The sequence below is a fragment of the Cupriavidus sp. 21MJTG02-4 genome, from assembly GCF_057798975.1.
Genome location: NZ_JBYOJP010000004.1, coordinates 320,684 through 347,218, shown reverse-complemented (window position 1 = coordinate 347,218; position 26,535 = coordinate 320,684). Strand labels below are relative to the sequence as shown.

Genomic DNA, 26,535 nt, shown 5'->3' with positions numbered 1-26,535 from the left:
ATAACCGGAGCCTGAATCGTGAATCCGAGACCTTCCCCACGAACGGCCGTCGACCGCGCGTCGCTGATCATCGATGTGCGTCGGGAACTCGACGCACCGTCGCGCCGCCTGTTCGGCAAGCGCCTGCTCACGCTGGGCGGCCTGGCCATGCTCACCGGCTGCAGCCTGAGCGACGATGCCTCCGTCGAGACCTTTCTCTCGCGTGTGTCGCGCTTCAACGACAAGGTGCAGGCCTGGCTGTTCGACCCGAACCGCCTCGCGCCGACCTATACCGAAGCGCAGATCACACGCCCGTTTCCGTTCAACGCGTTCTACGGCATCGATGAGGTCACCGTGGTCAACGGCGACGACTTCCGGCTCAAGGTCGGTGGACTGGTGCGGGAAAAGAAGAGCTGGACCCTGGCGGAACTCTACGCGCTTCCCCTGGCCGAGCAGATCACGCGGCATATCTGCGTGGAGGGCTGGAGTGCCATCGGGCGTTGGGGCGGCACGCCGTTTGCCGGCTTCCTGAAGCGGATCGGCGCCGATACCAGCGCGAAGTATGTGGGGTTCCGGTGTGCCGACGACTATTACGAGAGCATCGACATGGCGACGGCGCTGCATCCGCAAACCTTGCTGACGTTCACGTATGACGGCGAACGCCTGCCGCCCAAATATGGCTATCCGATGAAGCTTCGGATGCCGACCAAGCTCGGCTACAAGAATCCCAAGCACATCATGGAGCTGTTCGTCACCAACACCTACCCCGGCGGCTACTGGGAGGACCAGGGCTACAACTGGTTCGGCGGATCCTGAAAAAGGGTGGAGGCCTTCAGGAGCCGATGCCTTCCATACACCGGCCAGGCGGGACGTGCAGCGTCACCAGCGGCTCCTGGCCGGCCATGTAGCGGTAGTCCAGCGTCACGCCAAGCTTGCCGAGCACCGGCACATCCGGGTTCCGGCAGATGCCGCGTTCAAGGATGGGCCTGGCCGAGACCATGAAGTTCCGGGTGTCCTCGCGCCGCGGATCCACGCCCGACACCTGCAGGTGAAACTCGACGACCTTGCCGGCCCGCACGGCGCAGCCGGCCAGGCGCGTGGAATCGTCGAGCACCATCGGTGCCATCCGTGCCAGTTCCGCGCAGGCCATGCCGAGTTGCCGCTCGGCGTCGCGCGCGGTCAGCCGGGTCACGCCCGACATGCCGCTTGGCTTGCCGCGTACGGTGCCCAGCAGCAGGCTCGCCAGTTCGGACAGCGGCGGGGCGGCCATGCCAGGTGAAGATGTTGCGCCGATAAAGAGGGCCAGCAGGCTAATGGCCAGCGGCTTGACGACTGGGTGACCAGGGAAGGGCATGGGGCGCAATGCATTCGGAAGCATCCCGGAACGGGCGATGCCACTGTAGCGCGCGCCGTAGCCAATTGTTGTCAGGCTCTGTCCTACGCCGCAACAGCCTTCGCCGGCACAGCGGCCGGGCTATTGCGTCCAGTAGACATCCACCGGCGTGCTGTCCTGGTGGAGCAGGTAGCTGACCGGCAGCATCGGCGTGGGCTCCATGGTGGCGGCATCGAATACCTGTTTCTTCCACGGGCCACTGAAGCTCAGCAAGACGCGGCGTGCGCCCAGCAGCGCGCTCAGGTTCAGGCTGACGCGGCGGTGCGGCGCGGCGCGCGGGTTCAGCGCAAGATATCCCGCCGGCTCGGTCAGCGACAGCCCAACAGGCAGTTCCGGGGCATCCGCGAACAGCGAAGCCGTGTGCCCGTCGTCGCCCATGGCCAGGACGACCACATCGGGCTGGCGGTAATTGCGGTTCAGCTCGGAAACCACGGCCGACGGATCGATTTCGTCGATTTCCATGCAGAACGACGGCACCGGAGGATGGAAGGAGGCGCGCGACGCGTCTTCCCGCAACAGCGCGTCGCAGACCAGGCGCGCATTGCTGTCGTCGTGGCCAAGGGGCACCATGCGCTCGTCGACGAGCATCACGCTGATGCGATCCCACGGCAGCGCCCGTTGCTGCAGCGCCTTGAACAGCGGCAACGGCAGGCGGTCGCCCGCGATGGCCAGGCAAGCATGTTCCTGGCTGGCCAGCGTGCGCTCCAGCTCGCACGCCACGGCTCGCGCCATGGCATCGGCATGGGCGCAGGCATCGTTCAATTCGATCTGGCGCATGGCTTCCTCCCTGTTGGTGGCGAGCATGGCGGGACGCAACCTGCCATGGCCGCTGGCGGCGGGACAGCGCTGTCATGCGGCTGTACCGGCGCAATGACCGGGTCGCGCCTTGGCCCGGATCGGCTGGCTGCCGGGCTCAACGCTGTTGGTGGATTCGATTCTATGTGCCAAACGGTGCGGCGCACAATGCGGCGTGCGCTGACATGGCGCGCAAGACGCTCGTTGCAGCCGAATCGCGCTCAATTATGCGCAAAGCCGCACAAAATCGCGACGCGTAGCGCGTATGAAGGCCGCAGCGACGCCCGGCCGGGCCGCTGCTGCAGCGCGAGAAAGCGGCTCAGGAAGCGCCGCGGCCGACCAGCACAACGGTGACGAGCAAGGACGTATTGGTGATCGCCGTGACATCGTGGGCAGCCGACGCGCCAAGGTACAGCAAGTCGCCCGGATGCAGCCGGCGCTGGCTGCCGTCGATGCCGATTTCCGCTTCGCCTTCCAGGCACTGGATGGTCGACGGTCCGGCGACCGCATGCGTGCCTACATGCTTGCCCGCCGGCAGCACCATGCGCATCACTTCCAGCTGCGGTTCCTTGAACAGCGCGGCGCTTGGCGTCTGCGCGAGCTGCTTGCCCAGCGGCAGCACGCTGGCGACTTCACCGGAAGACAGGTGGGGCAGGGACATGGCGGGGCTCCTCGTGGCGGTGTGGCGTTTGTGAAAGGCCTCAGGTCATTGTAGGAGCCCGCGTCGCGCCGCCAGCTTTGGGCAACGCCGGCCCGCCAACATGGCGCGGGCCGGCCAGCGCCGTTCAGGACGACGGCCCCGGCGCGGCAGGGGGCGCCGCGTCGGTAGCGCTGCGGGTTTCGTCATGCCAGCCACCCCCGAGCGCCTTGTACAGGTTGACCTCGCTGGTCAGCTGCTCCTGCCGCGCGACGATCAGCAGCTGCTGCGCGTTGTAGAGCGAGCGCTGCGCGTCCAGCACCGCCAGGTAGCTGTCCACGCCCGTGCGGTAGCGGCGATCGGCGAGGTTGTAGGCGTCCTGCGCCGCTTCGACAAAACGCACCTGCGCTTCCAGCTGGCTCATGTACGTGCCCCGCGCGGCCAGGCCGTCGGCGACCTCGCGGAAGGCCGTCTGCACGGTGCGTTCGTACTGTGCGACGTTGATGTCCTTCTGGATGCTGGCGTAGTCCAGGCTGGCCTTGAGGCTGCCCGCCGTGAACAGCGGCAGGCTGATCTGCGGCTGGAACAGCCAGGTGCCCGAGCCGCCCGCAAACAGGCCCGACAGCTGGTTGCTGGCGGTGCCGGCCGAAGCCGTCAGCGCAATGCGCGGGAAGAACGCCGCGCGCGCCGCGCCGATATTGGCGTTGGCGGACCGCAGGCGGTGCTCGGCAGCGAGCACGTCGGGCCGGTTCTGGAGCAGGTCGGACGGCAACCCGGGGGGGACATCGGCCGTGAGCTTGTCCTGCAGGCCAAGCGGCGGCGGCAGGTCCGCCGGCATGCCGGTGCCCAGCAGCAGCACGATGGCGTTCTCGTCCTGCGCCACCAGCCGCGTGTAGCGCGCCAGGCTCGCGCGCGCATTCTCTACGGCGGTCTGGGACTGCCGCAGGTCCAGGCGCGAGGCAATGCCTTCCTCGTAGCTGCGCCGCGTCAGGCCATAGCTGCGCTCGTAGTTGGCCAGGGTATCGCGCGTCAGCGCCAGCAGCGCCTCGTCGGCGCGCTGCGCCAGGTAGGCATTGGCCACGCTGGCCACCAGTGCGATCTGCGCGCTGCGGCGCGTCTCGTCGCTGGCGAAGTACTGTTCCAGCGCCGCTTCGCTGAGGCTGCGGATGCGGCCGAACAGGTCGAGTTCCCATGCGGTCGTGCCCAGCGATATCCCGTACTGGCTCGCGATCATGCGCCGGCCGGTGGTGGACAGGTCGGCGGGAATGCGCTGGCGCGTTTCCTGCGCGGCGACGCCGACGGCGGGGAACAGGTCGGCGCGTTCGATCCGGTATTGCGCGCGGAACGCTTCCACGTTCAGCGCGGCCACGCGCAGGTCGCGGTTGTTCTCCAGCGCGACCTCGATCAGGCGGCGCAGCCGCGCATCGGCGAAGAAGTCGTGCCAGCCGAGATCCACGGCGCGCACCTGCTGCGCCTGCGCCATGGCGTCAGCCGCCGGATAGGCCGTGCCTTGCGGATACGCTTGCGCGACCGGCAGGTCCGGTTGATGGTAGGCGGGGATCAAGCTGCAGCCGGCCAGCAGGGCGGCTGCAGCAGCGCAGGTCAGGGTCTGGTTCATGGCAGCGCGCCTTTCTCCGCGGGGCCATCGGGCCGGGTCGGCTTGCGCTTGCGTTCGACCAGCGCATTGACCACCACAAAGAACAACGGCACCCAGAAGATCGCGAGCACCGTGGCGGTAATCATGCCGCCGATCACGCCGGTGCCGATGGCGTGCTGGCTGCCCGCGCCGGCCCCGGTCGAGACTGCCAGCGGGAACACGCCCAGCATGAAGGCCAGCGAGGTCATCACGATCGGGCGCAAACGCATGCGGCAGGCTTCGATCGCGGCATCCACCAGGCTCTTGCCGTGCTCGTGCAGGCTCTTGGCGAACTCCACGATCAGGATGGCGTTCTTGGCCGACAGGCCGATGGTGGTCAGCAGGCCGACCTGGAAGAACACGTCGTTGGACAAGCCGCGGCCCATGGTGGCTAGCAGCGCGCCGATCACGCCTAGCGGCACCACCAGCATCACCGAAAACGGGATCGTCCAGCTTTCATACAAGGCCGCCAGGCACAGGAACACCACCAGCAGCGACAGCCCATACAGCGCTGGCGCCTGCGAGCCCGACAGCCGTTCTTCATAGGACAGCCCGGTCCAGGCGTAGCCCACGCCCGGTGGCATCTGCTTCATGATTTCCTCGATCGCCTTCATCGCCTCGCCCGAGCTTCGGCCAGCGGCCGGCTCGCCCAGCACTTCCACCGCCGGCACGCCGTTATAGCGCTGCAGCTTCGGCGACCCGTAATCCCACTTGCCTTCGGCAAACGCGGAGAACGGCACCATCTCGCCCTTGTCGTTGCGCACGAACCATTTGTCGACATCGTCGGGGTTCATGCGCGAATCCGGACGTCCCTGCACGTAGACGCGCTTGACCCGGCCACGGTCGATAAAGTCGTTCACATAGCTGGAACCCCAGGCGATCGTCACCGTGCTGTTGATGTCGGCCAGCGAGAGCCCCAGCGCGCGCGCCTTTTCATCGTCGATGACGAGCTGGTACTGCGGCTGGTCATTGAGGCCGTTGGGGCGCACGCGCTGCAGCATCGGGTCTTTCGCGGCCAGCCCCAGGAACTTGTCGCGCGCGTTCATCAGGGCCTGGTGGCCCAGGCCGGCCTGGTCCTGCAGGTACAGGTCGAAGCCGGTGGCATTGCCCAGTTCCTGCACGGCCGGCGGGGCGAACGCGAACGACATGGAGTCGCGGAAAGTTGCGAACTTGCGCTGCGCCCGCGCCGCCAGGTCGAAGACGCTGGTGTGGTCGCCGCTGCGCTCCTCCCACGGCTTGAGCAGGATGAAGGCAAGGCCGGAGTTCTGGCCGCGGCCCGCGAAGTTGAAGCCGCTCACGGTGAAGAGCGAGTCCACCACGCCGCCTTCGTCCTTGAGCAGGTAGTCACGCATTTCGTTGAGTACCTTCTGCGTGCGTTCGGCAGTGGCCCCCGGCGGCGTCTGCACCTGCGCGTAGAGCACGCCCTGGTCTTCATCGGGCAGGAACGACGTGGGAATGCGCGTGAACAGGAAGGCCATCACCGCGAGGATGGCCAGGTAGATCAGCACGAACGGCAGGCGGCGCTTCAGGATGGTCGATACCCCGCGCTCATACCCTTGCGTGGTCACGATGAACTTGCGGTTGAACCAGCCATAGAAACCGCCCTTGTTCTCGCCATGGTCGCCTTTCTCGATCGGCTGCAGCATGGTGGCGCACAGCGCCGGCGTCAGCACCAGCGCGACCAGCACCGACAGCACCATGGACGAGACGATGGTGATGGAGAACTGCCGGTAGATCACGCCGGTCGAGCCGCCGAAGAACGCCATCGGCAGGAACACCGCCGACAGCACCATGGCAATGCCGACCAGCGCGCCCTGGATCTGTCCCATGGACCGCCGCGCCGCCTCCCTGGGGGGCAGGCCGTCCTCGGCCATCACCCGCTCGACGTTTTCCACGACCACGATCGCGTCGTCCACCAGCAGGCCGATGGCCAGCACCATGCCGAACATCGTCAAGGTGTTGATGGTGTACCCGAACGCGGCCAGCACGCCGAACGTGCCCAGCAGCACCACCGGCACGGCGATGGTCGGGATCAGCGTGGCACGGACGTTCTGCAGGAACAGGTACATCACCAGGAACACCAGCGCGATCGCTTCCATCAGCGTCTTCACCACCTCCTTGATCGAGCCCGAGATCACCGGCGAGGTGTCGTACGGGTAGACCACCTTCATGCCGGCGGGGAAGAATGGCTCCAGGCCGTCGAGCGTCTTGCGGATGGCGCGCACCGTCTCAAGCGCGTTGGCGCCGGCGGCCAGCCGCACGGCAATGCCCGAGGCCGGCTGGCCGTTGTACTGTGCGTTGATGTTGTAGTCCTGGCCGCCCAGGCCAACCTCGGCCACATCCTTCAGGCGCACCTGAGAGCCATCCGGGTTGACCTTGAGCAGGATGTTGCCGAACTGCTCGCTGGTCTGCAGGCGGGTCTTGCCGATCACGCTGGCGTTGAGCTGCTGGCCCCTGACCGCGGGCAGGCCGCCAAGCTGGCCCGAGGCGACCTGGACATTCTGCGCCTTGATGGCATTGCTCACGTCCAGCGGCGTGAGCTGGTAGCTGTTGAGCCGGGCCGGGTCGATCCAGACCCGCATGGCGTACTGCGAGCCGAACACCTGGAAGTCGCCGACGCCATAGGTGCGCGACAGCGGGTCCTGGATATTCGAGACGATGTAGTTCGACAAGTCTTCCCGCGTGATCTTGGGATCGGTGGAGATCAGGCCGACGATCAGCAGGAAGTTGCGCACCGACTTCGTCACGCGGATGCCTTGCTGCTGCACTTCCTGCGGCAGCAGCGGCTGCGCGAGCGCAAGCTTGTTCTGCACCTGCACCTGGGCGATATCGGGGTTGGTGCCTTGCTCGAACGTGACCGTGATGGTCATGCTGCCGTCCGCGTTGCTTTCCGACGAGATGTAGCGCAGGCGGTCCAGGCCGTTGAGCTGCTGCTCGATCACCTGCACCACCGTGTCCTGCACGGTTTCGGCCGAGGCGCCCGGGTAGTTGACCGAGATGGCGATGGTCGGCGGCGCAATGGCCGGATACTGGCTGATCGGCAGCGAGCGGATCGACAGCACGCCGGCCAGCATGATGACCAGCGCGATCACCCACGCAAAGATGGGCCGATCGATAAAGAAATTGGACATGAATGCTCCCTTGCCCTGGTGGTGCCCTCAGGGCTTGGCCGCGACCGCAGCGGATGAGCCGGAGGCAGCCGACTCAGCCGACGCAGCGGCGGGCGGGTTGCCTGGCCCGCTGCCGGCCTCGGCCACGCGGACCTTCGCGCCGGGCTTGACGAACTGCAGGCCCTCGACGATGACGCGGTCGCCGGCCTTGAGGCCGTCCGCCACCAGCCATTTGTCGCCGATCACGCGGTCGGTGCGGATCGGGCGCAACTCCACCTCGTCCTTGGCGTTGACCACCAGCGCCGTGGCCTGGCCCTTCATGTCGCGCGTCACGCCCTGTTGCGGCACGAGCAGGCCATCGGCTTTCACGCCGTCGCGCAGGCGCGCGTGGACGAACATGCCGGGCAGCAGTTCATGACGCGGATTTGGGAACACGGCGCGCAGCGTGACCGAGCCCGTGCCCTGGTCCACGGCGACCTCCGAGAACTCCAGCCGGCCGACTTCCGGATATTTGGTGCCGTCCTCCAGCACCAGGTTGACCTGCGCCGCGTTGGCGCCGGCGCTTTGCAGGGTGCCGTTGGCGAGCTCGCGCCGCAGCCGCAGCAGCGATGCCGAGGGCTGGGTCACGTCGACGTAGATCGGATCGATCTGCTGCACCACCGACAGGGCCCCGGCCTGGCCGTTGGTCACCAGCGCGCCCTCGGTCACGTTGGAGCGTCCGATGCGCCCCGAAATCGGCGCCAGCACCCTGGTATAGCGCAGGTTGATCTGGGCGCGGTCCACGGTCGCCTGCGCCTGCAGCCAGGCGGCCCTGGCCTCGTCGTACTGCTGCTTGCTGACGGCCTCGTCGCCCACCAGGCGCCCATAGCGCTCGGCCAGCAGCTTCGCCGATTCCAGCGAGGCCTTGGCGCTCTTGTAGGTCGCGTCATAGGTGGAAGGGTCGATCTGGTAGAGCTGCTGGCCCTGCGTCACGTCGCTGCCTTCCTTGAACAGCCGGCGCAGGATGATGCCATCCACCTGTGGCCGGACTTCGGCAATGCGGAAGGCCGAGGTACGGCCCGGCAACTGCGTGTCCAGCGTGACCGGTTCGGTCTTGAGCGTGACCACACTGACCTGCGGCGGGGGTGGGGCAGCGGCCTCCTTCTTGCCGCCGCATCCGGCGAGCGCCGAAAGGGCGATGGCCAGCGTAACCGGAACCCAGGCCCGGCAGCCGCGTGATCGTTGCATTGCGATTTCCTGCGAAAGAATCCTGCGAGTCATGATGTCGGCGTGCCGGAGCCGGGCAGGGCGGCGAGCGTCATGCTCGGGACCGTTTCCCCGAACCGACCGGGGCAGGCCATCGGGATGCAGCAAGTCCCGCCGCGGCCCTGCGTAGCCGAGAAGTCTATCCCGACTTGCGGAAACCTTCCGGCCGATTATCGGCTTTCCATATTTCAGATTCTTTCAAGGAATTTTTAGGGCACGGCCACGGATGCGTTTGCGCGAAAACGCTGCGCCTGCCCGAGATTGCCCCGACGCAGCGCAAGGTCCGGCCGGCCCGACGCCCCAATCGGACGCGTACCCGGCATCAGCACCGGAAGCGTTGCGTATGCCGCACTTTTATGCATGTTTTTTTCCGGAGCGCTGCGATCTGGTATCGAGGTATCACCCGTCCGGGGGTGTCTTTGCGCACGGCGGCCTGTGAGAATCCGGCACTGAGAGACTCCACTCAAGTCCTCAAGCCCTTATGCCCGTGCTCTGCACGGGCTTTTTCTTTGTCGTCGCCAACGTTCGAGGGGGAGGCCGAGGACCTGATTCCCAGATTCGGCCGGATTGATCGCTACGACTACGCGAGCATCAGGTTCAGGTTTTGAATCGCGGCGCCCGAGGCGCCCTTTCCAAGATTGTCGAACACCGCAGACAGAAGGACGTGGCCGTGCTCGCTGCCAGGAAATACGCTCAGGCGCATCTCGTCCGTCCCGTTCAGCAGTTGCGGATCCAGATGCTTCATGGCGCACGATTCTTCCAGCGACAAGACATGGACGTGTTCCGCGCTCGCATAGTGGCGCGCGAGGCAGGCGTGCAACGTAACGCCATTCACGCCCGGTGCCAGCAGCCGCAACGCCAGCGGGACCGTCAGCACGATGCCCTGGCGGAACGCGCCGTATGCCGGGACGAAAACGGGAGGCTGCGCGAGCCCGGCGTGCTGCCGGATTTCCGGCGTGTGCTTGTGCGCGAGTTCCAGGCCATAGACCTGATATGAAGGCGCGTCAGCGGCTCCAGGCCCCTCATGTTCGTCCACGCCGGCTCGTCCGCGTCCGGAGTAGCCGGATACCGCATGAATGCTGATGGGGTAATCGCCCGGTATGAGCCCAGCCTGCACCAGCGGGCGCAGCAGGCCAATCGCACCGGTCGGATAGCAGCCGGGGTTGGTGACCCGACGTGCGTTGGCAATGCTCTCGGCCTGTTCCGGCGTCATCTCCGGAAATCCGTAAGTCCAGTCCGGATGTGTACGGTGGGCGGAGCTTGCATCGATGACGCGAACCGCAGGATTGACAATGGCGGCCACTGCCTCGCGCGCGGCAGCGTCCGGCAAACAGAGGATGGCGATGTCGCAGGCGTTGAGGGCTTCTGTGCGACGCCGCAAATCTTTGCGCTCCGCAGCAGCCAGCGTCATTAGCCTGATGTCGGTCCGATTACGCAGCCGTTCGTGGATCAGCAACCCGGTGGTGCCTTGGTCGCCGTCGATGAAAACTACGGGAGAGCTCATGGGTGAAAGACTCCGATGATGTTGGATTGCAGGAAGCAGAACGAAGAACGAGCCCTATATTGGGCTGAACGCTACAATAGAGAAAGTTGAATTTCATGACCTCTACATTCAGCTTTTCTGAATCAGGACGCCCCTATGCGAGAGATCAGCCTGGACCGCTTGCGTACCCTGGTCGCGATTGCGGACCGGGGCTCATTTGCCGACGCGGCGCGTGCGTTGCATCTGGCCCCGCCAACAGTCAGCCTCCATATCGCTGATCTTGAAGAACGCATTGGTGCTCCGCTGCTGTCGCGCAAGCGCGGGCAGGTCAGGCCGTCGGCGATAGGAGAGGTGCTGGTGGAGCGCGCGCGCCGACTGCTGGCCGATGCGGAGCAGGCGCTGGACGATATTCAACGCCAGGTGCAGGGACTCGAAGGGCGCGTGCGGATCGGTGCGTCCACTGGCGCGATTGCGCACTTGTTACCGCAAGCACTCGAGGTACTGCGCCAGCACCATCCCGCTATCGACATTCAGATTGCCGTGTTGACGTCCCAGGAAACGTTGTCCCGACTGGCGGATGGGACGCTGGACGTAGGGCTGGTCGCACTGCCTCAGCCGCCGGTGGCAGGACTCGTGATCAAACCTTGGCGGCGCGACCCCGTGATGGCCTTTGTGCCGGCGCATTGGCAATGCCCGGCTCGCGTCACGCCTGAATGGCTCGCTGCTCAACCGCTCATTCTCAATGACGCGACCACGCGTCTTTCCCGTCTGACTGCGGAGTGGTTCGCGACCGGTGGGTATCAGCCTGCGCCGCGCATCCAACTTAACTACAACGACGCGATCAAGAGTCTGGTCGCGGCCGGTTACGGCGCCTCGCTGTTGCCGCATGAGGCAACGGCGCCATTACCTGACCCGCGCATTGTCATGCGTCCGCTGCGCCCGGCGTTGTGGCGTCGGCTCGGCGTTGCCCATCGAGCGGGGTACGTCGAGCGCACCACGCAGCACGTATTGGATATGTTGCGGGATCTGCGATTGGTGTAGCCGTCGCGGGCATATTTCCTGCCAGAATCAAGCCTGGAGCACGGTGAGAATCGTGATGAGCGGGGATGAGCGCCGTTGCAGATATCGATCAGTTGCTCGCAATCCACCGGAACCAGAAAAATGAAGACTTTTATGCGCTTCTTTACGGTTGTCCATGGGCTGATGGCAGTGCTCTTCACCTGCGCGGCGCTGATGTTGATTGCGATTGCTGCTCGCATTGGATTGACCGTGTTTGCCAGTCAATGGGACCAGGCAAGCGCGCTATCCGTCATTGAAGCTTTGGGGTTGCTGGCAGGCGCCGTTGTCGCATTGCAGATCGCCGAGACCATCGTTGAGGAAGAGGTCATCCGGGAGGCTGACGTGAGCGCGCCGACACGGGTACGGCGTTTCATGTCGCGATTCCTGGTGGTGGTCGTCGTCGCGCTTGCCATCGAAGGGCTGGTGGCGACCTTCAAGGCGCTGCACCACGATCCGTCGCAGCTTCGCTATGCGGCTGGGCTGATTGCATCGACCGCCTTGCTGCTCGGCTCCTGGGGGCTGTTCGTTCACCTGAACCGGTCCGCCGAAGAGCTGGAGCCGGAGGCCATGGCGGAAGCGAAACGCGAAGACAAGAAAGTGCAGTAGCGTTGTTTCCCTCTCCCGCAAGCGGGAGAGGGACGCAAACAGGCTGGAGTTTCAGTGCTGCAGGGCCTGCACGATGCCACCCACATTGTTGAGGGTATTCGTCATCGTCTTCAGATCGACATTGGTGCGGCTCGATGCATCGACCTGCGTAACCGGCGCAAAGATCGTATTCGGGCTGGCGAACGACACGCCGCTGCCACCAGTGATGGCGTTGACGCCGGAGTTCACGAAGATGCTGCCGCCGCGCACGGCGCCCATCTTGGCGTGGTCGAGGTCTTGTTCGAGCGAGAGGTTCTGGATGGTCAAGGACATGATGGTCTCCTGGGTAGGCTGAGATTGCGCTGGTTGGGTGTGGATTAGTGCTGCAGGGCCGCGACCATGCCGCCCAGGTTGTTGATGGTGTTCGTCACGCTCTTCATATCGACGCTGGTGCGGTTCGATGCATCGACCTGCGTAACAGGTGCGAAGATCGTGTTCGGGCTGGCGAACGAAACGCCGCTGCCACCGGTAATGGCGTTGACGCCGGAGTTCACGAAGATGCTGCCGCCGCGCACGGCGCCCATCTTGGCGTGGTCAAGGTCTTGTTCGAGCGAGAGGTTCTGGATGGTCAAGGACATGATGGTCTCCTGGGGTAGGCTGGATCAACGAGATGAGAGGGACTGGATTTAGTGCTGCGCGGCCTGCACGATGCCACCAACGTTGTTGAGCAGGTTGCTGATGCTCGTGAGGTCGATGTTGGTGCGGGTCGAGGCATCGACCTGCGTGACCGGCGCCACGATGATGTTGGGGCTGGCGAAGGACACGCCGGCGCCGCCGAGGATCGCGTTGACGCCATTGTTCAGGAACAGGCTGCCGCCGCGCACGGCGCCCATGTTTGCATGGTCCAGGTCTTGTTCGAGGGGCAGGTTCTGGATGGTGAGGGACATGATGTACTCCTTGGGTAGGCTGGTCTGGCTTGGGTTAGAGAGCATCTGGTGTTGCGCTCGAGGTCATATACGCATGGGGTGTGCCAACCCGCGGACCAGACCCGAAGATTATTTTCAAGTCCTTGAAGATAAAGAGAAAAATGCGGCAAGCGCACGAAAAACTGCCGCCCGCTTGCGGCGGCGCATGTCTGAGGGCGCCAAACACATCACGGGACCGCTGTCTGCCGGACACCGACACCCGGCGCGCGACCGAGCCGTGGGAGGCTTCGGGAAGGCTAGAATGTGCGTCTTGGCTTCAGGAGCGCGGACATGAAGAACCTCGAGGTGCAGGACGGCAGGTCTCCTTCCCAACTGATCGACGAGAGAATCCGTGAGCTGGGCGACTGGCGCGGCGAAATGCTCGCCCGCATCCGCAAGCTCATCCGGGCCGCGGATCCGGAGGTGGTCGAAGAGTGGAAGTGGCGGGGCGTTCCGGTGTGGTCGCACGCCGGCATCCTCTGTACCGGAGAGACCTACAAGAACGTCGTGAAGATGACTTTCGCCAAAGGGGCGTCGCTGCCGGACCCTTCGCAGCTTTTCAATTCGAGCCTGGAAGGGAATACCCGGCGCGCGATCGATCTGCACGAGGGCGAGGACATCGACGAGACGGCGCTGAAGGCACTGATCCAGGCCGCCGTGGCGCTGAACCAGTCGAAGCCCCGGCGCTGACCGCCGGCCTGGCCACAATCGCCGCGAGCGTGGCCCGTCAAGGCCGCCGCCAATGAATACCTCAGCGCACGCGCGACAACAGGGTCGGCATCAGCACGAACGACCTGGTCGTGCTGTATGCGGACACGGCGCGCGTGGTCGCGGCTGCCGCCGGCGCAGTCGTCAGTGCCAGGGCGTATCCGGAGAGCGGGATGGTGGTGCTGCACGTGGCCGAGTTCGACCAGCGTGGACCGTTGCATGAGGCCCTGGCCAGGCAGTTCCCCACCGCGAGGTTCGACTTGCCAGTGACGTATTTCCCGCGCAAGCCGAAGTGAAGGCGGAAACAGCCAGGGTTCGCCCGGACGTCACCTGGCAGGATCGCCGCCGGCGCTGCGCAGGATCTCGGCCAGCGCATCGATATCGACCGGCTTGACGATGTGTCCGTGAAAGCCGGCCTGCGACGTTTCTTCCTTGATGCCAGGCTCGCCAAAACCCGTGAGCGCGTAGAAACGGGTATGGTGCAGGTGCGCGTAGTCGCGCAGTTCGCGCATGAGTTCGAAGCCGTCCATGTCGGGCATGGCAAGGTCAATCAGCGCCACGTCCGGCGTGAAGTCTTCCACGCTGCGCAGGGCCGTGACGCCGTCATAGGCCACCCTGATGGCATGGCCGGTCATCTGGAGCAGCAGCCCCATGCTGTCGGCCGCATCGCGATTGTCGTCGACCACCAGGATGTTGAGCCCGGCACGGGTACGGGCGATGAACGGCGCAGCAGATGTGTGCCGCTCGGTGACGATCGGCAGCCGGACGCTGAACGTGCTGCCCAGGCCGACGCCCGGGCTCGCCGCCGTAATCGAGCCTTCGTGCAGCTCGATGATCGACCGGCACAACGACAATCCAATACCGAGTCCGCCAGTGCCGGTCTGACCCGGATGGCCGCCCTGCACGAACAGGTTGAACACTTTTGACAGGGCCTCCTGAGCGATGCCGCAACCCTGGTCGTTAATGGAAACCTGCCCGGTGCGCCCATTGAGCTGGGTGCGCAGCGTGATCGTGGTCCCTTCCGGCGAAAACTTGGACGCGTTGATCAGCAGGTTCTGCAGCACTTGCGCCAGCCGCGTGAGATCGCCGAAGACATGGAATTCCACGTTGTCCGGATCCATGACGATGCGCTGCGCCCTGGCGTCGAGTGCCGGCGCGCTTCCCTCGACGGCGGCCGCGATGACCTCGCGGATGGCAATCACCGAACGGCGCAGTTCGAGCTTGCCGGCGGCGATGCGGCCAACGTCGAGCAGGTCGTCCACGAGCCGGGTGAGGTGCCTCAACTGGCGCGCAACGATGCCGAGATTGGCCCTGACCAGCGCTTCGTCCCCGGGCCCCCGTTCCATGACGGACGTGGCGCTGTAGATCGGGGCCAGCGGGTTGCGCAGTTCGTGGGCCAGGGTGGCAAGGAATTCCTTCATGCGTTGCGCCGAGGCTTCAACCTCTTCGAGCTTCTTGCGCTCGCTCATGTCGCGGGTCACTTTCGCGAAGCCGCGCAGCTGGCGATGCTCGTCGTAGATGGCTGTGAGCGTGACATTGGCCCAGAGCAGCGAGCCGTCCTTGCGGACCCGCCAGCCTTCGTCCTGTACGCTGCCATCCTCGCGGGCTCGCTGGATCAGCCTTTCCGGCTTGCCGGCCGCGATATCCTCGGGCAGGTAGAACGCGGAAAAATGCCGGCCGACGATTTCGCTGCTCAGGTAGCCCTTGATTTGCGCCGCGCCGGCGTTCCAGCTGACGACATGGCCGTGCGGGTCGAGCATGAAGATCGCGTAGTCCTTGACGTTCAGCACCAGCAGCCGGAACGTCTCGTCGCTTTCCCGCAGCTTGGCCGCGCCTTTCATCTGCTCGGTCATGTCCCGCGTGACCTTGGCAAAGCCGATCACTTCACCGGCCTCGTTGTGCAAGGCGGTGATCAGGACATTGGCCCAGAAGCGGGTGCCGTCCTTGCGGACGCGCCAGCCTTCGTCTTCCAGGCGGCCATGCCGGCGGGCCAGCTCCAGTTCCTTCTGCGGCCACCCACGGGCGATGGCGTCTTCGGTATAGAAACGCGAGAAATGCGAGCCAATGATCTCCGCTGCCTCATACCCCTTGATGCGTTGCGCACCCCGGTTCCAGCTCATGACCGTGCCGTCCGTGTCGAGCAGGAAAATTGCGTAGTCGGCAATCGTTTCGACGAGCGTGCGGAAGATATCGTGCCGCTCGGGCGCGACGACGGGGCTGGCGGGAGGGCCGGATGGCGACATGGAGGGATAAGCGATAGGGCTGCCGCAATAGTGGCCCAAAGCAGGCCGGTCTGCTGTCCGGTGCCATCCTACAATGCCGGCGCGGTTTGTGGTGTTCCGCATGCTCGGGGTGTGGCCGATTCGCAGTTCCTGTCACGCGTCGGCATCCGGCACCTGTTCTGAACCCTGGCCCGATGCCAGCCCGATCGCGGGCATCGGGTTGTGCCCCGGACCGGGTATCGCAACGATCACCCGTCATGGTTTGCCGATCCGATGCCGCTTATGCCTTGCGGCATCCCCGCGACCGAAAAGGCGTTCGGACTGGTGCGCCGCCTGTTTGACGCAGCGGCAGGCGACATCGCGGCGGCCAGGGCAAGCGCCGGCCGGCCAGGGTAGGCGGGCATGGCCCGCCGGCGCTAGCGTGGGCTACCGGCGGCCGCCGCCGCGTCCTCCCCGCCCGCCGCCAAATCCGCCACCGCGGCCCGCGCCGGACCCCAGGCTGGAGCTGCCCCGATTGAAGTCCCGCTGCACGGCACCGCCGCCAGCGCCCACGCCCTGGAAGCCATTGTCCCGGCCTCCGCCCGCGTCGCGTCCACGAAAGCCGCTGCGGCCCGACGCGCCGGCCGTGCTGCGGCCAAACTTCTCGCGCGTGGCATTGTCGCGGTAGGCAACGCCCTGGCGGTGCCGCGCGTCATGCTGCCAGCGGTCGCCCTGGAGCTTGCTCGCGTCGAAGTTGCGGTCGATGTTCCTGGCCTTGTGGTGCTCCACATGGACTCCGCCGTTGTTCCAGTCGCAGTTGCCGAAGATCGCAACGGCGGCGGCCAGGCCGATGCCAAAGGCGATGCCGCTGCCGATAGCGGCGCCGGGCGGGTAGTAGGCGCCATAGGGCGGCCAGTAGTAATACGGATAAGCCGGATAGCCCCAGCCGCCGTAGACGACGGCCGGATCGTAGACCGGCACATAGACCACGTCCGGGTTGGCGGGCTCGATGCGCACGATGGTCTGCGGCGCGCCGGCCGCGCCGGCCGTTTCGACAGTCACGGTCTGCTGCGGCCCCGACTCCAGGTGCCCAGCTTGCCGCGCACGCGCGCGCAAGCGCTGCACGGCATCGAACACGTCCTTTTGCTGGGCCAGGAAGGCATCGCCCAGCTTCTGGGTCCAGTCGAGCTTGTCGCTCATCGGTTCCAGGATCTGCGGGAACGCCACCAGCGACTTCACGCTGACATCCCACGTTTCGCCCTGTGCCGCCTTGACCGCCGCGTCGCCCTTGAGGTTCGGGCGTGCCTTGACCCAGCGCGCGGCAAGCGTGACTTCCAGCGGGTAGGTCGAAGCCATCAGGACCTGCGCAAGCAGGGGATCCGGGTAAAGCGCGATCGGCGCGACCATGGCCTCGATCTCTTCGGCCTGGTAGGGCGCCGGCTCGCCCTGCGCCGGCTGGGCAGGCCCGCCGGGCAGCGCGGGCGCAGGCCCCGTGGAAGATGGCGGCGCAGCGGTCTGGCATGCGCCCAGCATCAGCACGGCACAACATGCGGTGGTGAGGATGCGCGGCCTCATGGCGACACCTTTTTCCAGCCGGGCGCCGGATCGAAGGAGTTCGTCGCCGCGGCCTTGCCGGCGGTGCCGGGGCCAAGGTCGCGCTGGTAGACCTGCCCGTTGTGGTTGACGATGAAGCTCATCACGCCCGTGTCGCCATAGCGGACCGGCCACGCCATGACCGCGAAGCCGCCGAACAGCCTGCCGTCGACCACGTAGTTCAAGGCCCCGCCGTCGCCGTGCGGCCCTTGCGCGGTCAACAGCTTGTACTGGTAGCCGTGGTAGCCCTCTGGGCTGGCGTTGCGCGCGCCCGCGTCGCGGAAGGCGGGGCCGAGCGGGCTGGGCGCCTCCTGCGGGCCGGTCGGCCAGTAAAGCCCATCATGCTTGCCGGGGGAGCTGGACAGCATGCTGGCATAGACCATCCGCTTCTCGTCGTCATGGGTGGTCTGCGCGTACTCGTCCTGCGCGTCGCAGATGGCCTGCAGGGTCTGGATCACGGCCAGTTCGTTCCGGCCGATGCGGCGCACGCGCATTTCGCGGGCGCCGGCCTGGGTGTCGAACTGCCATCCCTTGCCCGACCGGACCAGCGGCACGGGCAGGGTCCAGCCGTCGTTGCCCACGGCGATCGTGGCGCGCTTGCCGGTTTGCTGGACGCGGTGCGACACCGCCCAGGCACTGTCGAAGCGGCTCCGGACGCCGGCGCCGGCCGGTGGGATGATGTCGCGATAGTTGGCGCCCAGCATGCCCTGCATCGCGGCCTCGTCATTGTCGCGGATGGCCTTGCCGAAGGCGTTCATGGCAGCGTCCGGGGTGTCGAAATACTGCGCTGCCAGGGCATGCGTGGCGGCCAGGCCGAGCAGGCACGTACAGCCCAGTGCAGCCATGGACTTCCTCAGGTTTCCCGATGGTCTCTTCATAATCCCCAGTCTGTGGTCACGAAGCTCTGTCCGGCGCAGTGCCACGCCGGCGACGGTGCCGCCTCAAAGCAGTAGGGGCACGCCGATCAATAGAAAGGCGGCGATGTAGATGACGCCAAAGATCGCACCGAGCCTCCAGTAGTCGCCGGCCGGCAGGTAGCCGCTGCCGAAGTACACGGGGCTGGGGCCGGTCCCGTAGGGTGTGAGGATGCCCATGATGCCGAGCGTCAGCGCCAGCATCAGGGCAAAGGACGGCAGGTGCATGCCGGTGATGGTCGAGCCGACGCTGAGCATGACCGGAAGCATCGCGGTGGCGTGGGCGGTGACGCTGGCGAATAGGTAGTGGGTGAAAAAGAAGATCAGCACCAGGATCACCGCCGCGGTCAGCGGAGAAAAGCCGCTCATATGGGTCGCCATGGTGTCGGCGAACCATTTGACGAAGCCCGTGCGGCTCAGGCCATCGGCCAGCGCGATCAGCGTGGCGAACCAGGCCAGCGTGTTCCAGGCCTGCTTGTTGGCGAGCATGTCGTCCCAGGTCACGACTCCGGCGATCAGCATGATGCTGATGACCAGCATCGCCGCCGTGGTCGCGTTGACATGCTTGTCCCCGAAGATCCATAGCGCCAGCGCGATCAGCACGAGCACGCCCAGCAGCCATTCGCGGCGGCTGGGTGGCCCCATCTTGCGCAGCTCTTCCGCGGCCCAGGCCGGCACCTCGTTGCCTTGCTTCACCTCCGGTGGATACAGCACGTAGGCGAGCAGCGGCACCGCCAGCAACAGCAGGATCCCGACCGGTGCGAACGCCAAGAACCACTGCATCCAGCTCAGGTCGACCTGCACCGTTTTGCGGATCAGTTCGGCCGCCAGCAAGTTCGGCGCCAGCGCGGTCAGGAACATCGAACTCGTCACGCAGGTGCTGGCAATGGCGGTCCACATGATGTACGAGCCGATCCGCCGCGCCGACGGATCATTCGGCTTCGAGTCATAGAGCGGCGGCAGGTTGCGGATAACGGGAAAGATTGTGCCGCCGCTGCGCGCCGTATTGGACGGCGTAAACGGTGCCAGCAAGGCGTCGGCCATCATCACCGCGTAGCCCAGCGTCAGCGTCTTGCGGCCCATGGCGCGCACCAGCAGCAGGGCAATGCGCCTGCCCAGGCCAGTCTTCTCGTACCCGAGGGCAAACATGAAGGCCCCGAAAATCAGCCATACGGTGCTGTTGGCGAAGCCGGAAAGCGCCCAGGCCAGCGACGCGTTGCCTGGATTGAAACCCGGCTTGGCGAGTTGTTCGGGACTGAAGAACACCCATTCGTCGAGCACCGCGACCAGCGTCACGGCAATCAGCCCGATGGCCGCGCCTGGCAGGGGCTCCAGCATCAGGCCGACGATCACGCCGACGAAGATCGCGAAGTAATACCAGGCGTGCTGGGCAAGGCCGTCCGGCGCCGGGATCAGGGCAAGCACGATCGCGGCAAGCACGGGGGCAAGAGGTTTCCAGTAAGCACCCATGCGACGCTCCCTTTGCAAAAACCTCCGCTGTGCTAAGGTTTATATGACCTTTTCGGCGGAAACGCCAGGATGGCGCCTACGGCGCCTGCGACAGGGGCGAGACGATGGGACTGGTTCGTATGAGCATCGAAGGACGCCCGGTCGAGGCGCCCGCCAATTGCTCCATCCTGCAGGCGTTCATGCATGCCGGCGAAACGCTGGTCGAAGGCGTCGGCTGCATGGGCCAGGGCGTATGCGGTTCCTGCCGCGTCATGGTGCGGCGCACCGGCGAGCCCGACGTGAAGACCGCGCTGGCCTGCGAGACGCTGGTCGAGGACGGCATGCAGGTCGCCTTCCTGGACTACTTCACGGAATCGGAGCGGCACGTCTACCGCATCGAGGAGGTCGGCGACAGCTGGGACGCACTGAGCACGATCGCCGGCGTGTTTCCGGAGGCTGCGCATTGCCGCCACTGCAGCGGCTGCGATCGCGCCTGTCCGAAGGGCCTCGAAGTACAAGAGGGCGTGCGCAGCGCCGTGGAAGGCAGGCTGACCGCGGCGAGCCGCGTGTTCGACGAATGCGTCATGTGCAACCTCTGCACGCTGGCCTGCCCGGAACATATCCGCCCCAACCATCTAGGCCTGTTCGTGCGGCGCATGATCGCCGCGCAGACGCTGCGCCCGGCCAACCTGATGCGGCGGCTGCAGCAGATCGAGAGCGGCCAGGTGGCCATAGATTTCGACGCGCCCGGCGCGCGGCCACCGGCCTGAGGGAGACCGATCATGCCAGCGGGCATTCCCTACGAAGACGCGCGCAGCCGCTACCGCCCCGGCGTGGCGGCGACGATGCGGGGCGAAGAGATCGCCATCGATGAACTCCTCAAGGGCTACCACCCCGATCACGGGTCCAATGCGCGCGTGGCGCTGGCGGTCGGCGTCAATCGCGGTGACCCATGCCAGCCGGATCTGGCGCGCAGCCTGCAGGCCAATGCGCTGATCGACGACGTCGACATGGCCGGCGCGCAGCTGGTCTCGACCGATGTGCTGGTCATCGGCGGCGGCGGTGGCGGCTGCGCCGCCGCGCTGACCGCGGCGGGGCAGGGCGCGAAGGTGATCCTGGCCACCAAGCTGCGCCTGGGCGACAGCAATACCGTGATGGCGGAAGGCGGCATCCAGGCCGCCATTGGCGAGGACGACAGCCCGCAGCTCCATTTCGAGGACACGCTGCGCGCCGGGCATTTCCGCGGCGATCCCGAACTGGTCGCGCAGATGGTGATGGACGGGCCCGACGTGGTCCGCTGGCTGATCAAGCTGGGCATGATGTTCGACCAGGAAGAGGAGCGGCCCTTCGGCGGCAACCTGTTGCGCAAGAAACCGGGCGGCGCCTCGGCCGCGCGGATCCTTTCCTATCGCGACTACACCGGCCTGGAAATGATGCGTGTGCTGCGCGAGGCCGTCGACATGGAACCCGGCGTCGCGGTGTGGAACCGCTGCCCGGCGGTCGAGCTGCTGTCCGACGAGCGGGGCCGCTGCGCCGGAGCCGTGCTCTACAACCTGGAGTGGCGCACCTTCGTGCTGGTGCGCGCGCGCGCCGTGATCCTGGCCACCGGTGGAGCGGGGCGCCTGCACCTGAATGCGTTTCCGACCTCCAACCATTACGGCGCCACGGCCGATGGGCTGGTGCTGGCCTACCGGCTCGGAGCGCGCCTGCGCGAACTCGACTCGTTCCAGTACCACCCGACCGGCATCGCCTATCCGCCGCACCTGGCCGGCGGCCTGATCTCGGAAGCGGCACGCTCGGCCGGCGCGAAGCTGCTCAATGGAGAGGGCGAGCGCTTTGTCGACGAACTCAAGCCGCGCGACGTGGTGGCCTCGGCAATCCTGCGGGAATGCGCGCAGGGGCGGGGTATCGTGCGCGGCGAACAGGTCGGGGTGTTCCTCGATACACCGACACTGGAAATGGAGAACCCCGGCATCCTTGAAAAGCGGCTCGTGACCCTGCGCCACCTGGCGCGCAAGTGCGGGCAGGATGCCGCGCAGGAGCCCTTCCTGGTCTATCCGACCCTGCACTACCAGAACGGCGGCGTTGCCATCGACAAGACCGGTGCGACCAGCGTGCCGGGGCTGTATTGCGTCGGCGAGGTCACGGGCGGCATCCATGGCCGCAACCGGCTGATGGGCAATGCCTTGCTCGACATCCTGAGCATGGGCCGGCGCGCCGGCGCCGATGCCGCGCGGAGCAAAGGAAGCCTGATGGTGGCGCGCGCGGGAATCGGCCATGTGCATGCGTGGCAGCGCGAACTGACGCTGGCCGGGCTGCCCCTGCACGTCAAGGCGCCCCAGCTCTTCCCGGGGTATGCGCATTTCGACCTGCGCGTCGATGCCGGACTGAACGCCGGCGCCCGTGGCCGGGCAGTCGGCGGCATGCGGTGATCGGTCCACGGAGCGCACGATGGATAGCTTGAATCAGGTACTGCTCAACGAGGACATCCGGGTCGGCGCGGACCTGGGGGCGTGGCTTGCGCGCGGCGGCGGCGAAGGCCTGGCCGCAGCGCTGCGCGATCCGGGAGCCATCCTTGCCGTCATCGAGCAGGCGGACCTGCGCGGCATGGGGGGCGCGGGTTTTGCCACGCATCGCAAATGGGCGCCTGTAGCCGCCGTGGCGGATGGCGACAAATACATCATCTGCAATGGCAACGAGGACGAGCCGGGCACCTTCAAGGACCGGTTCCTGCTCGAGCACACCCCGCACCAGGTGATCGAGGGCGCGCTGATCGCCGCGGCCGCGACCCGCGCCAATCATGTGGTGCTGTACGTCAACCCGCATCAGCCGGTGTCGCTCGAAATGGCCCGCGAGGCGGTCCGGCAATGGCACGCGCATCCGCTGTTCGCGGAACTTGCGCGGGTGGTCGGCGGGGCTGTATCGCTTGGCGTGGTGCCAAGTTCGGGCCTGTATATCGGCGGCGAGGAAACCGCGGTGATCGCCAGTGTCGAGGGCGGCTTCCCGTTCCCGCGCCGCAAGCCGCCTTTTCCCGCCCAGCATGGCGTGCATGGCGCGCCGACGGTCGTGAACAACACCGAGACGCTGGCCCATGTGCCGGGCATCCTGCGCCACGGGGCACAGTGGTACCGGGACCTGGGCATCGGCCATGCCGCCGGCACCAAGCTGTATTCGCTCTCGGGCGATGTCCTGCGGCCCGGCCTGTACGAACTGCCGATGGGTACCAGCCTGGAGACCCTGGTGTTCCGGCACGGCGGCGGCATGCTGCAGGGCAAGGAGTTCAAGGCCGTGTTCACGGGCGGCCCGTCCAATACCTTGCTGACCAAGCGCGACCTGGACGTGGCGCTGGACTTCGACTCGGTCCGCCAAAGGCGTTCGCGCCTGGGAACGGGGGCCATGATCGTGGTCTCGGAAGGGACCAGCATCGTGCGCAAGGTGGCCGAGTACGTGAGCTTCTTCGCGCAGGGTTCCTGCGGCCAGTGCCCGCCGTGCAAGGGCGGGACCTTCCAGTTGATGCGACTGCTCAACCGCATCGATACCGGCCGCGGCGTGCGAGCGGACCTGGCAGCGCTGGAAAACCTGTGCCGCATCCTGCCCGGCAGCGGACGCTGCGGCCTGATTGACGGCGCGGTGACCGTGGTGGACAGTTCGCTCCATCAGTTCCGGGACGAATACGATGCGCTGCTGATGGCTTAAGGCAAGGGAGGCGCGTGCCGGCGCACCGTGGCGGCCACCGATATCTATTGGCGCGCTGCAATACCGTCTAGAATTCGCCCATCCGACACGAACGGGAAAGCGAATCATGGGTCTCCTCGTTGACGCCGTGCTATTCCTGGCCGCTGCCCTGGTTGCGGTACCGATATCTGTAAGACTGGGGTTCGGCTCCGTGCTGGGCTATCTGGTTGCCGGCGTGGCGATCGGGCCTTCGGTTCTCGGCCTGGTCACGGAGGTGGACCCGGTTTTCCATGTATCCGAACTCGGCATCGTGCTGATGATGTTCGTCATCGGTATCGAGATGGATGTCCGGACGCTGTGGAAGATGCGGCAGTCGATCTTCGGCTACGGCGGGATCCAGGTCGCGCTGTGCGCGGCACTATTGGCGATCGCTTTCATCAGCTTCGGCGTCAACTGGCGCGTCGGCATTGCCGCGGGATTTGCGCTGTCGCTGTCGTCCACGGCCATGGTCATTGCGATTCTGGAGCAACAGGGCCTGATGCACACGCGCCTTGGCCAGACCAGCTTCGGGATCCTGCTGTTCCAGGACATCGCCGCGATCCCGATGATCGCGCTGTTGCCGTTGCTGTCGCCCGTGCCGGCCGCAAATACCTCGAATGACGGCTGGAGTGTCGCGCTCAAGGCCCTGGCCATGCTGGCCGCGGTCATCGTGATCGGCAGTTTGCTATTGCGTTATGTGCTGCCTTTTATCCGGCGCAGCGGCACCCGGGACACGCTGACGGTATTCGCGCTGCTCTGGGTGATCGGCATTGCGCTGCTGATGCACCATGTCCACCTGTCGATGTCGCTGGGCGCGTTCGTGGCCGGTGTGCTGCTGGCCGGGTCCGATTGCCGCGAGGAAATCGAAACGGATATCGCGCCATTCAAAGGCGTGCTGCTCGGCTTGTTCTTCATGGCCGTGGGCATGTCCATCGATTTTGGCGTGCTGGCAAGGAACCCGCTGCTTGTCGCGGTACTGGTTTTCCTGCTGGTTGGCACCAAGCTGGGGGCCTTGCTGTATCTGGCAAAACGGTTCCAGGTGCCGCAGCGCGAGCGCTTGTATTTCGCGATCCTGATCTCGCAGGGCGGAGAATTTGCGTTTGTCGTCATGGCCGCTGCGGAGTCGTCGCGACTGGTCAATAGCGAGCAGATGTCCATCGTCACTGCAGTGGTGGCGCTATCCATGGCCGCCACGCCGCTATTGATGATGGCCCAGCGCGGTATGGCACGCCGGAAACAGGGCGATTCGTACCGGGTTGGGGAAAAGCCGGCTGGGGAGGCGCACGATGTGGATTTGCGGTGATGGGCTGGCTTTTGCGCCGGTGCGGGTTGCTCGACGCGTTACATAACGCCGATTTCTGTAGCAACGTGGAAAATTTTATTTAACACGCATAATACGTCTTATGTTAAATAGATCATGCAGATAAGCATTGCATCAGACAGATTGACCGTTCGGCGCCCGGACACTGCCGCGCTGTAACGCTCTGCTCCTGTTTATGCTGATTGGGCATAACGAGAAACGAGGCAGCACAAATCCATGAAATCTCCGCATTGGCTGTGGTGCCAGTGTGGCCGGATCCATAGACTGTGTTTCCCAGCATTGCCTCTACGCAAGGAGCGTAACCATGACCGCCGGACTCTTCAGAATCGAACATGATCTCCTGGGGGACCGCGAGGTTCCAGTCCAGGCCTACTACGGTGTACACACCCTGCGCGCGGTAGAAAATTTTCCGATCACAGGCACCCCGATTTCCATCTACCCCGAACTGATCAAGGCGCTGGCCGCAATCAAGCAGGCCGCTGCACAGGCCAACCATGAGCTGGGCCTGCTCGACACGGCCCGTTGCGATGCCATCGTCGGTGCCTGCCAGGAGCTGATTGGCGGAAAGCTGCATGACCAGTTCGTCGTCGATGTGATTCAGGGCGGCGCCGGCACCTCGACCAACATGAACGCCAACGAGGTCATCGCCAACCGCGCCCTCGAATTGCTCGGATACCAGCGTGGCGAGTACCAGCACCTGCACCCGAACGAGCACGTCAACATCGGGCAGAGCACGAACGATGTCTACCCCAGCGCCCTCAAGGTCGCGACGTGGTTTGGCATCATCGGACTGGTAGACGCCATGGCGGTGCTGCGGCGCGCCTTCGAAGCCAAGGCCGACGAGTTTGCCCACATCATCAAGATGGGACGCACCCAGCTGCAGGATGCCGTGCCGATGACGCTGGGCCAGGAATTCAGCACCTACGCCGTGATGCTCGGAGAGGATGAGGCCCGCCTGCGCGAAGCCGCCATGCTGATTTGCGAGATCAACCTGGGCGCGACGGCCATCGGCACGGGCATCACCGCACATCCTTCGTATGCCCCGGTGGTGCTGCGGCGGCTGCGCGAAATCACGGGCATCCCTCTGGAAACCGCGCCCAATCTCATTGAAGCGACACAGGACTGCGGCGCTTTCGTGCAGCTTTCCGGCGTGCTGAAGCGCGTTGCCGTGAAGCTTTCAAAGACGTGCAACGACCTGCGGCTGCTGTCGAGCGGTCCGCGCGCGGGGCTGGGCGAGATCAACCTGCCGCCGATGCAGGCCGGCTCCAGCATCATGCCCGGCAAGGTGAATCCCGTGATTCCCGAAGTCGTGAATCAAATCGCCTTCGAGGTCATCGGCAATGACATCACGGTCAGCTTTGCGGCCGAGGCTGGCCAGCTTCAGCTCAATGCGTTCGAGCCGATCATCGCGCACAGCCTGTTCAAAAGCATCAGCCATCTGCGCAACGGCTGCCTGACGCTTGCCGAGCGCTGTGTCAAAGGCATCACCGCGAATGCCGACCGACTGCGCGCCACGGTCGAGAACTCGATCGGCGTCGTGACGGCGCTCAACCCGTACATCGGCTATGCGAATGCTACGGCCGTTGCCCAGGAAGCCCATGCCACGGGCGGCAGCGTGTATGAGATTGTCTTGCGCAAGGGCTTGCTGTCGAAGGAAGAACTCGACCGGATCCTGCGGCCCGAGACGCTGACGCAACCGGTGCCGCTGGACTTGCACGGTAAATTGCATTGAGCACGATCACCGCGGC

The 26,535-nt window shown here is 65.5% G+C and carries 24 protein-coding genes; 10 read left to right on the top strand and 14 right to left on the bottom strand.

Translation table 11 applies throughout. The features are described 5' to 3' along the window. Nucleotides 1–18 precede the first annotated feature (18 nt). The gene (locus AC3FKH_RS10935; RefSeq protein ID WP_488675412.1) at nucleotides 19–795 is read left to right on the top strand and encodes a molybdopterin-dependent oxidoreductase; all 777 of its coding nucleotides are present in this window, start codon (nucleotides 19–21) and stop codon (nucleotides 793–795) included. A 16-nt stretch (nucleotides 796–811) separates the two neighbouring features. On the opposite strand, the gene AC3FKH_RS10930 is transcribed toward AC3FKH_RS10935, so the two are convergent. The 7 genes from AC3FKH_RS10930 to argC form a co-directional block, all read right to left on the bottom strand. Further along, entirely contained in the window at nucleotides 812–1,333 is a 522-nt protein-coding gene (locus tag AC3FKH_RS10930; RefSeq protein ID WP_488675410.1) for a hypothetical protein, read from the bottom strand. 120 nt (nucleotides 1,334–1,453) lie between these two features. After that, nucleotides 1,454–2,176 carry a 6-phosphogluconolactonase gene (gene pgl, locus AC3FKH_RS10925; protein WP_488675408.1) on the bottom strand — a complete coding sequence of 241 codons (723 nt, stop codon included), beginning with the start codon at nucleotides 2,174–2,176 and terminating at the stop codon, nucleotides 1,454–1,456. Between the two features lie 310 nt (nucleotides 2,177–2,486). Then, entirely contained in the window at nucleotides 2,487–2,828 is a 342-nt protein-coding gene (locus AC3FKH_RS10920) for a cupin domain-containing protein (RefSeq protein WP_483714358.1), read from the bottom strand. A gap of 124 nt (nucleotides 2,829–2,952) precedes the next feature. Then, nucleotides 2,953–4,422 (bottom strand): AdeC/AdeK/OprM family multidrug efflux complex outer membrane factor, encoded by a 1,470-nt coding sequence (gene adeC / locus AC3FKH_RS10915; RefSeq protein ID WP_488675406.1) that lies wholly within the window; start codon nucleotides 4,420–4,422, stop codon nucleotides 2,953–2,955. Then, nucleotides 4,419–7,571: an efflux RND transporter permease subunit gene (locus AC3FKH_RS10910; protein ID WP_488675404.1), complete on the bottom strand. Its 3,153-nt coding sequence runs from the start codon at nucleotides 7,569–7,571 to the stop codon at nucleotides 4,419–4,421. Before AC3FKH_RS10910 ends, adeC begins: the two co-directional genes overlap by 4 nt. Before the next feature lie 27 nt (nucleotides 7,572–7,598). Next, nucleotides 7,599–8,777 (bottom strand): efflux RND transporter periplasmic adaptor subunit, encoded by a 1,179-nt coding sequence (locus tag AC3FKH_RS10905; protein ID WP_488675403.1) that lies wholly within the window; start codon nucleotides 8,775–8,777, stop codon nucleotides 7,599–7,601. A gap of 598 nt (nucleotides 8,778–9,375) precedes the next feature. Further along, nucleotides 9,376–10,299 (bottom strand): N-acetyl-gamma-glutamyl-phosphate reductase, encoded by a 924-nt coding sequence (gene argC / locus AC3FKH_RS10900; protein WP_488675401.1) that lies wholly within the window; start codon nucleotides 10,297–10,299, stop codon nucleotides 9,376–9,378. Nucleotides 10,300–10,434: 135 nt separating this feature from the next. Here argC and AC3FKH_RS10895 point away from each other — a divergent pair, with 135 nt between their 5' ends. Next, nucleotides 10,435–11,319 (top strand): LysR family transcriptional regulator, encoded by an 885-nt coding sequence (locus tag AC3FKH_RS10895; protein ID WP_488675400.1) that lies wholly within the window; start codon nucleotides 10,435–10,437, stop codon nucleotides 11,317–11,319. Between the two features lie 120 nt (nucleotides 11,320–11,439). After that, a complete protein-coding gene (locus tag AC3FKH_RS10890; protein WP_488675398.1) occupies nucleotides 11,440–11,943 on the top strand; it encodes a hypothetical protein in 504 nt (167 codons plus the stop codon). Between the two features lie 51 nt (nucleotides 11,944–11,994). On the opposite strand, the gene AC3FKH_RS10885 is transcribed toward AC3FKH_RS10890, so the two are convergent. The 3 genes from AC3FKH_RS10885 to AC3FKH_RS10875 are packed head-to-tail and all read right to left on the bottom strand — an operon-like array spanning nucleotide 11,995 to nucleotide 12,869. Beyond that, nucleotides 11,995–12,255 carry a hypothetical protein gene (locus AC3FKH_RS10885; protein WP_488675396.1) on the bottom strand — a complete coding sequence of 87 codons (261 nt, stop codon included), beginning with the start codon at nucleotides 12,253–12,255 and terminating at the stop codon, nucleotides 11,995–11,997. Nucleotides 12,256–12,299: 44 nt separating this feature from the next. After that, complete coding sequence (locus AC3FKH_RS10880) at nucleotides 12,300–12,560, bottom strand: hypothetical protein (RefSeq protein WP_488675395.1); 261 nt, start codon at nucleotides 12,558–12,560, stop codon at nucleotides 12,300–12,302. 48 nt (nucleotides 12,561–12,608) lie between these two features. Next, complete coding sequence (locus tag AC3FKH_RS10875) at nucleotides 12,609–12,869, bottom strand: hypothetical protein (RefSeq protein WP_488675394.1); 261 nt, start codon at nucleotides 12,867–12,869, stop codon at nucleotides 12,609–12,611. Between the two features lie 309 nt (nucleotides 12,870–13,178). On the opposite strand from AC3FKH_RS10875, the gene AC3FKH_RS10870 reads away from it, so the two are divergent. Beyond that, complete coding sequence (locus AC3FKH_RS10870) at nucleotides 13,179–13,577, top strand: DUF1801 domain-containing protein (protein ID WP_488675392.1); 399 nt, start codon at nucleotides 13,179–13,181, stop codon at nucleotides 13,575–13,577. A 110-nt stretch (nucleotides 13,578–13,687) separates the two neighbouring features. After that, nucleotides 13,688–13,891 carry a hypothetical protein gene (locus AC3FKH_RS10865; RefSeq protein ID WP_488675390.1) on the top strand — a complete coding sequence of 68 codons (204 nt, stop codon included), beginning with the start codon at nucleotides 13,688–13,690 and terminating at the stop codon, nucleotides 13,889–13,891. Between the two features lie 30 nt (nucleotides 13,892–13,921). Here AC3FKH_RS10865 and AC3FKH_RS10860 read toward each other — a convergent pair whose 3' ends face one another. The 4 genes from AC3FKH_RS10860 to AC3FKH_RS10845 all read right to left on the bottom strand — a co-directional run bounded on the left by AC3FKH_RS10860 (nucleotide 13,922) and on the right by AC3FKH_RS10845 (nucleotide 19,773). Continuing rightward, entirely contained in the window at nucleotides 13,922–15,838 is a 1,917-nt protein-coding gene (locus AC3FKH_RS10860; protein WP_488675388.1) for a PAS domain-containing hybrid sensor histidine kinase/response regulator, read from the bottom strand. 405 nt (nucleotides 15,839–16,243) lie between these two features. Then, nucleotides 16,244–17,371, bottom strand: coding sequence for a DUF3300 domain-containing protein (locus tag AC3FKH_RS10855; RefSeq protein WP_488675386.1), 1,128 nt, complete (start codon nucleotides 17,369–17,371; stop codon nucleotides 16,244–16,246). Beyond that, on the bottom strand, nucleotides 17,368–18,234 hold the full coding sequence (locus tag AC3FKH_RS10850) for a DUF2950 domain-containing protein (protein WP_488675385.1): 867 nt from the start codon (nucleotides 18,232–18,234) through the stop codon (nucleotides 17,368–17,370). The genes AC3FKH_RS10855 and AC3FKH_RS10850 overlap by 4 nt, the downstream gene beginning before the upstream one ends. 96 nt (nucleotides 18,235–18,330) lie before the next feature. Continuing rightward, nucleotides 18,331–19,773 carry an anion permease gene (locus tag AC3FKH_RS10845; RefSeq protein WP_488675383.1) on the bottom strand — a complete coding sequence of 481 codons (1,443 nt, stop codon included), beginning with the start codon at nucleotides 19,771–19,773 and terminating at the stop codon, nucleotides 18,331–18,333. Between the two features lie 110 nt (nucleotides 19,774–19,883). On the opposite strand from AC3FKH_RS10845, the gene AC3FKH_RS10840 reads away from it, so the two are divergent. The 5 genes from AC3FKH_RS10840 (at nucleotide 19,884) to aspA (ending at nucleotide 26,519) form a co-directional block, all read left to right on the top strand. Further along, a complete protein-coding gene (locus AC3FKH_RS10840; protein ID WP_488675637.1) occupies nucleotides 19,884–20,522 on the top strand; it encodes a 2Fe-2S iron-sulfur cluster-binding protein in 639 nt (212 codons plus the stop codon). Nucleotides 20,523–20,534: 12 nt separating this feature from the next. Then, entirely contained in the window at nucleotides 20,535–22,184 is a 1,650-nt protein-coding gene (locus AC3FKH_RS10835; RefSeq protein ID WP_488675381.1) for an FAD-binding protein, read from the top strand. A gap of 19 nt (nucleotides 22,185–22,203) precedes the next feature. Next, nucleotides 22,204–23,448: a complex I 51 kDa subunit family protein gene (locus AC3FKH_RS10830; protein ID WP_488675380.1), complete on the top strand. Its 1,245-nt coding sequence runs from the start codon at nucleotides 22,204–22,206 to the stop codon at nucleotides 23,446–23,448. A gap of 106 nt (nucleotides 23,449–23,554) precedes the next feature. Further along, nucleotides 23,555–24,769 (top strand): monovalent cation:proton antiporter-2 (CPA2) family protein, encoded by a 1,215-nt coding sequence (locus AC3FKH_RS10825; protein WP_488675378.1) that lies wholly within the window; start codon nucleotides 23,555–23,557, stop codon nucleotides 24,767–24,769. 322 nt (nucleotides 24,770–25,091) lie between these two features. Continuing rightward, nucleotides 25,092–26,519, top strand: a complete 1,428-nt coding sequence (gene aspA, locus AC3FKH_RS10820) for an aspartate ammonia-lyase (protein WP_488675376.1) — start codon at nucleotides 25,092–25,094, stop codon at nucleotides 26,517–26,519. The last annotated feature ends 16 nt before the right edge of the window (nucleotides 26,520–26,535 follow it).

Excerpts from the sequence above, each read along its gene's own strand:
- AC3FKH_RS10930 (WP_488675410.1), bottom strand. The coding sequence starts at position 1,333 with ATGCCCTTCCCTGGTCACCCAGTCGTCAAGCCGCTGGCCATTAGCCTG.
- pgl (WP_488675408.1), bottom strand. The coding sequence starts at position 2,176 with ATGCTCGCCACCAACAGGGAGGAAGCCATGCGCCAGATCGAATTGAAC.
- AC3FKH_RS10920 (WP_483714358.1), bottom strand. The coding sequence starts at position 2,828 with ATGTCCCTGCCCCACCTGTCTTCCGGTGAAGTCGCCAGCGTGCTGCCG.
- adeC (WP_488675406.1), bottom strand. The coding sequence starts at position 4,422 with ATGAACCAGACCCTGACCTGCGCTGCTGCAGCCGCCCTGCTGGCCGGC.
- AC3FKH_RS10910 (WP_488675404.1), bottom strand. The coding sequence starts at position 7,571 with ATGTCCAATTTCTTTATCGATCGGCCCATCTTTGCGTGGGTGATCGCG.
- AC3FKH_RS10905 (WP_488675403.1), bottom strand. The coding sequence starts at position 8,777 with ATGCAACGATCACGCGGCTGCCGGGCCTGGGTTCCGGTTACGCTGGCC.
- argC (WP_488675401.1), bottom strand. The coding sequence starts at position 10,299 with ATGAGCTCTCCCGTAGTTTTCATCGACGGCGACCAAGGCACCACCGGG.
- AC3FKH_RS10895 (WP_488675400.1), top strand. The coding sequence starts at position 10,435 with ATGCGAGAGATCAGCCTGGACCGCTTGCGTACCCTGGTCGCGATTGCG.
- AC3FKH_RS10890 (WP_488675398.1), top strand. The coding sequence starts at position 11,440 with ATGAAGACTTTTATGCGCTTCTTTACGGTTGTCCATGGGCTGATGGCA.
- AC3FKH_RS10885 (WP_488675396.1), bottom strand. The coding sequence starts at position 12,255 with ATGTCCTTGACCATCCAGAACCTCTCGCTCGAACAAGACCTCGACCAC.
- AC3FKH_RS10880 (WP_488675395.1), bottom strand. The coding sequence starts at position 12,560 with ATGTCCTTGACCATCCAGAACCTCTCGCTCGAACAAGACCTTGACCAC.
- AC3FKH_RS10875 (WP_488675394.1), bottom strand. The coding sequence starts at position 12,869 with ATGTCCCTCACCATCCAGAACCTGCCCCTCGAACAAGACCTGGACCAT.
- AC3FKH_RS10870 (WP_488675392.1), top strand. The coding sequence starts at position 13,179 with ATGAAGAACCTCGAGGTGCAGGACGGCAGGTCTCCTTCCCAACTGATC.
- AC3FKH_RS10860 (WP_488675388.1), bottom strand. The coding sequence starts at position 15,838 with ATGTCGCCATCCGGCCCTCCCGCCAGCCCCGTCGTCGCGCCCGAGCGG.
- AC3FKH_RS10855 (WP_488675386.1), bottom strand. The coding sequence starts at position 17,371 with ATGAGGCCGCGCATCCTCACCACCGCATGTTGTGCCGTGCTGATGCTG.
- AC3FKH_RS10850 (WP_488675385.1), bottom strand. The coding sequence starts at position 18,234 with ATGGCTGCACTGGGCTGTACGTGCCTGCTCGGCCTGGCCGCCACGCAT.
- AC3FKH_RS10845 (WP_488675383.1), bottom strand. The coding sequence starts at position 19,773 with ATGGGTGCTTACTGGAAACCTCTTGCCCCCGTGCTTGCCGCGATCGTG.
- AC3FKH_RS10835 (WP_488675381.1), top strand. The coding sequence starts at position 20,535 with ATGCCAGCGGGCATTCCCTACGAAGACGCGCGCAGCCGCTACCGCCCC.
- AC3FKH_RS10830 (WP_488675380.1), top strand. The coding sequence starts at position 22,204 with ATGGATAGCTTGAATCAGGTACTGCTCAACGAGGACATCCGGGTCGGC.
- AC3FKH_RS10825 (WP_488675378.1), top strand. The coding sequence starts at position 23,555 with ATGGGTCTCCTCGTTGACGCCGTGCTATTCCTGGCCGCTGCCCTGGTT.
- aspA (WP_488675376.1), top strand. The coding sequence starts at position 25,092 with ATGACCGCCGGACTCTTCAGAATCGAACATGATCTCCTGGGGGACCGC.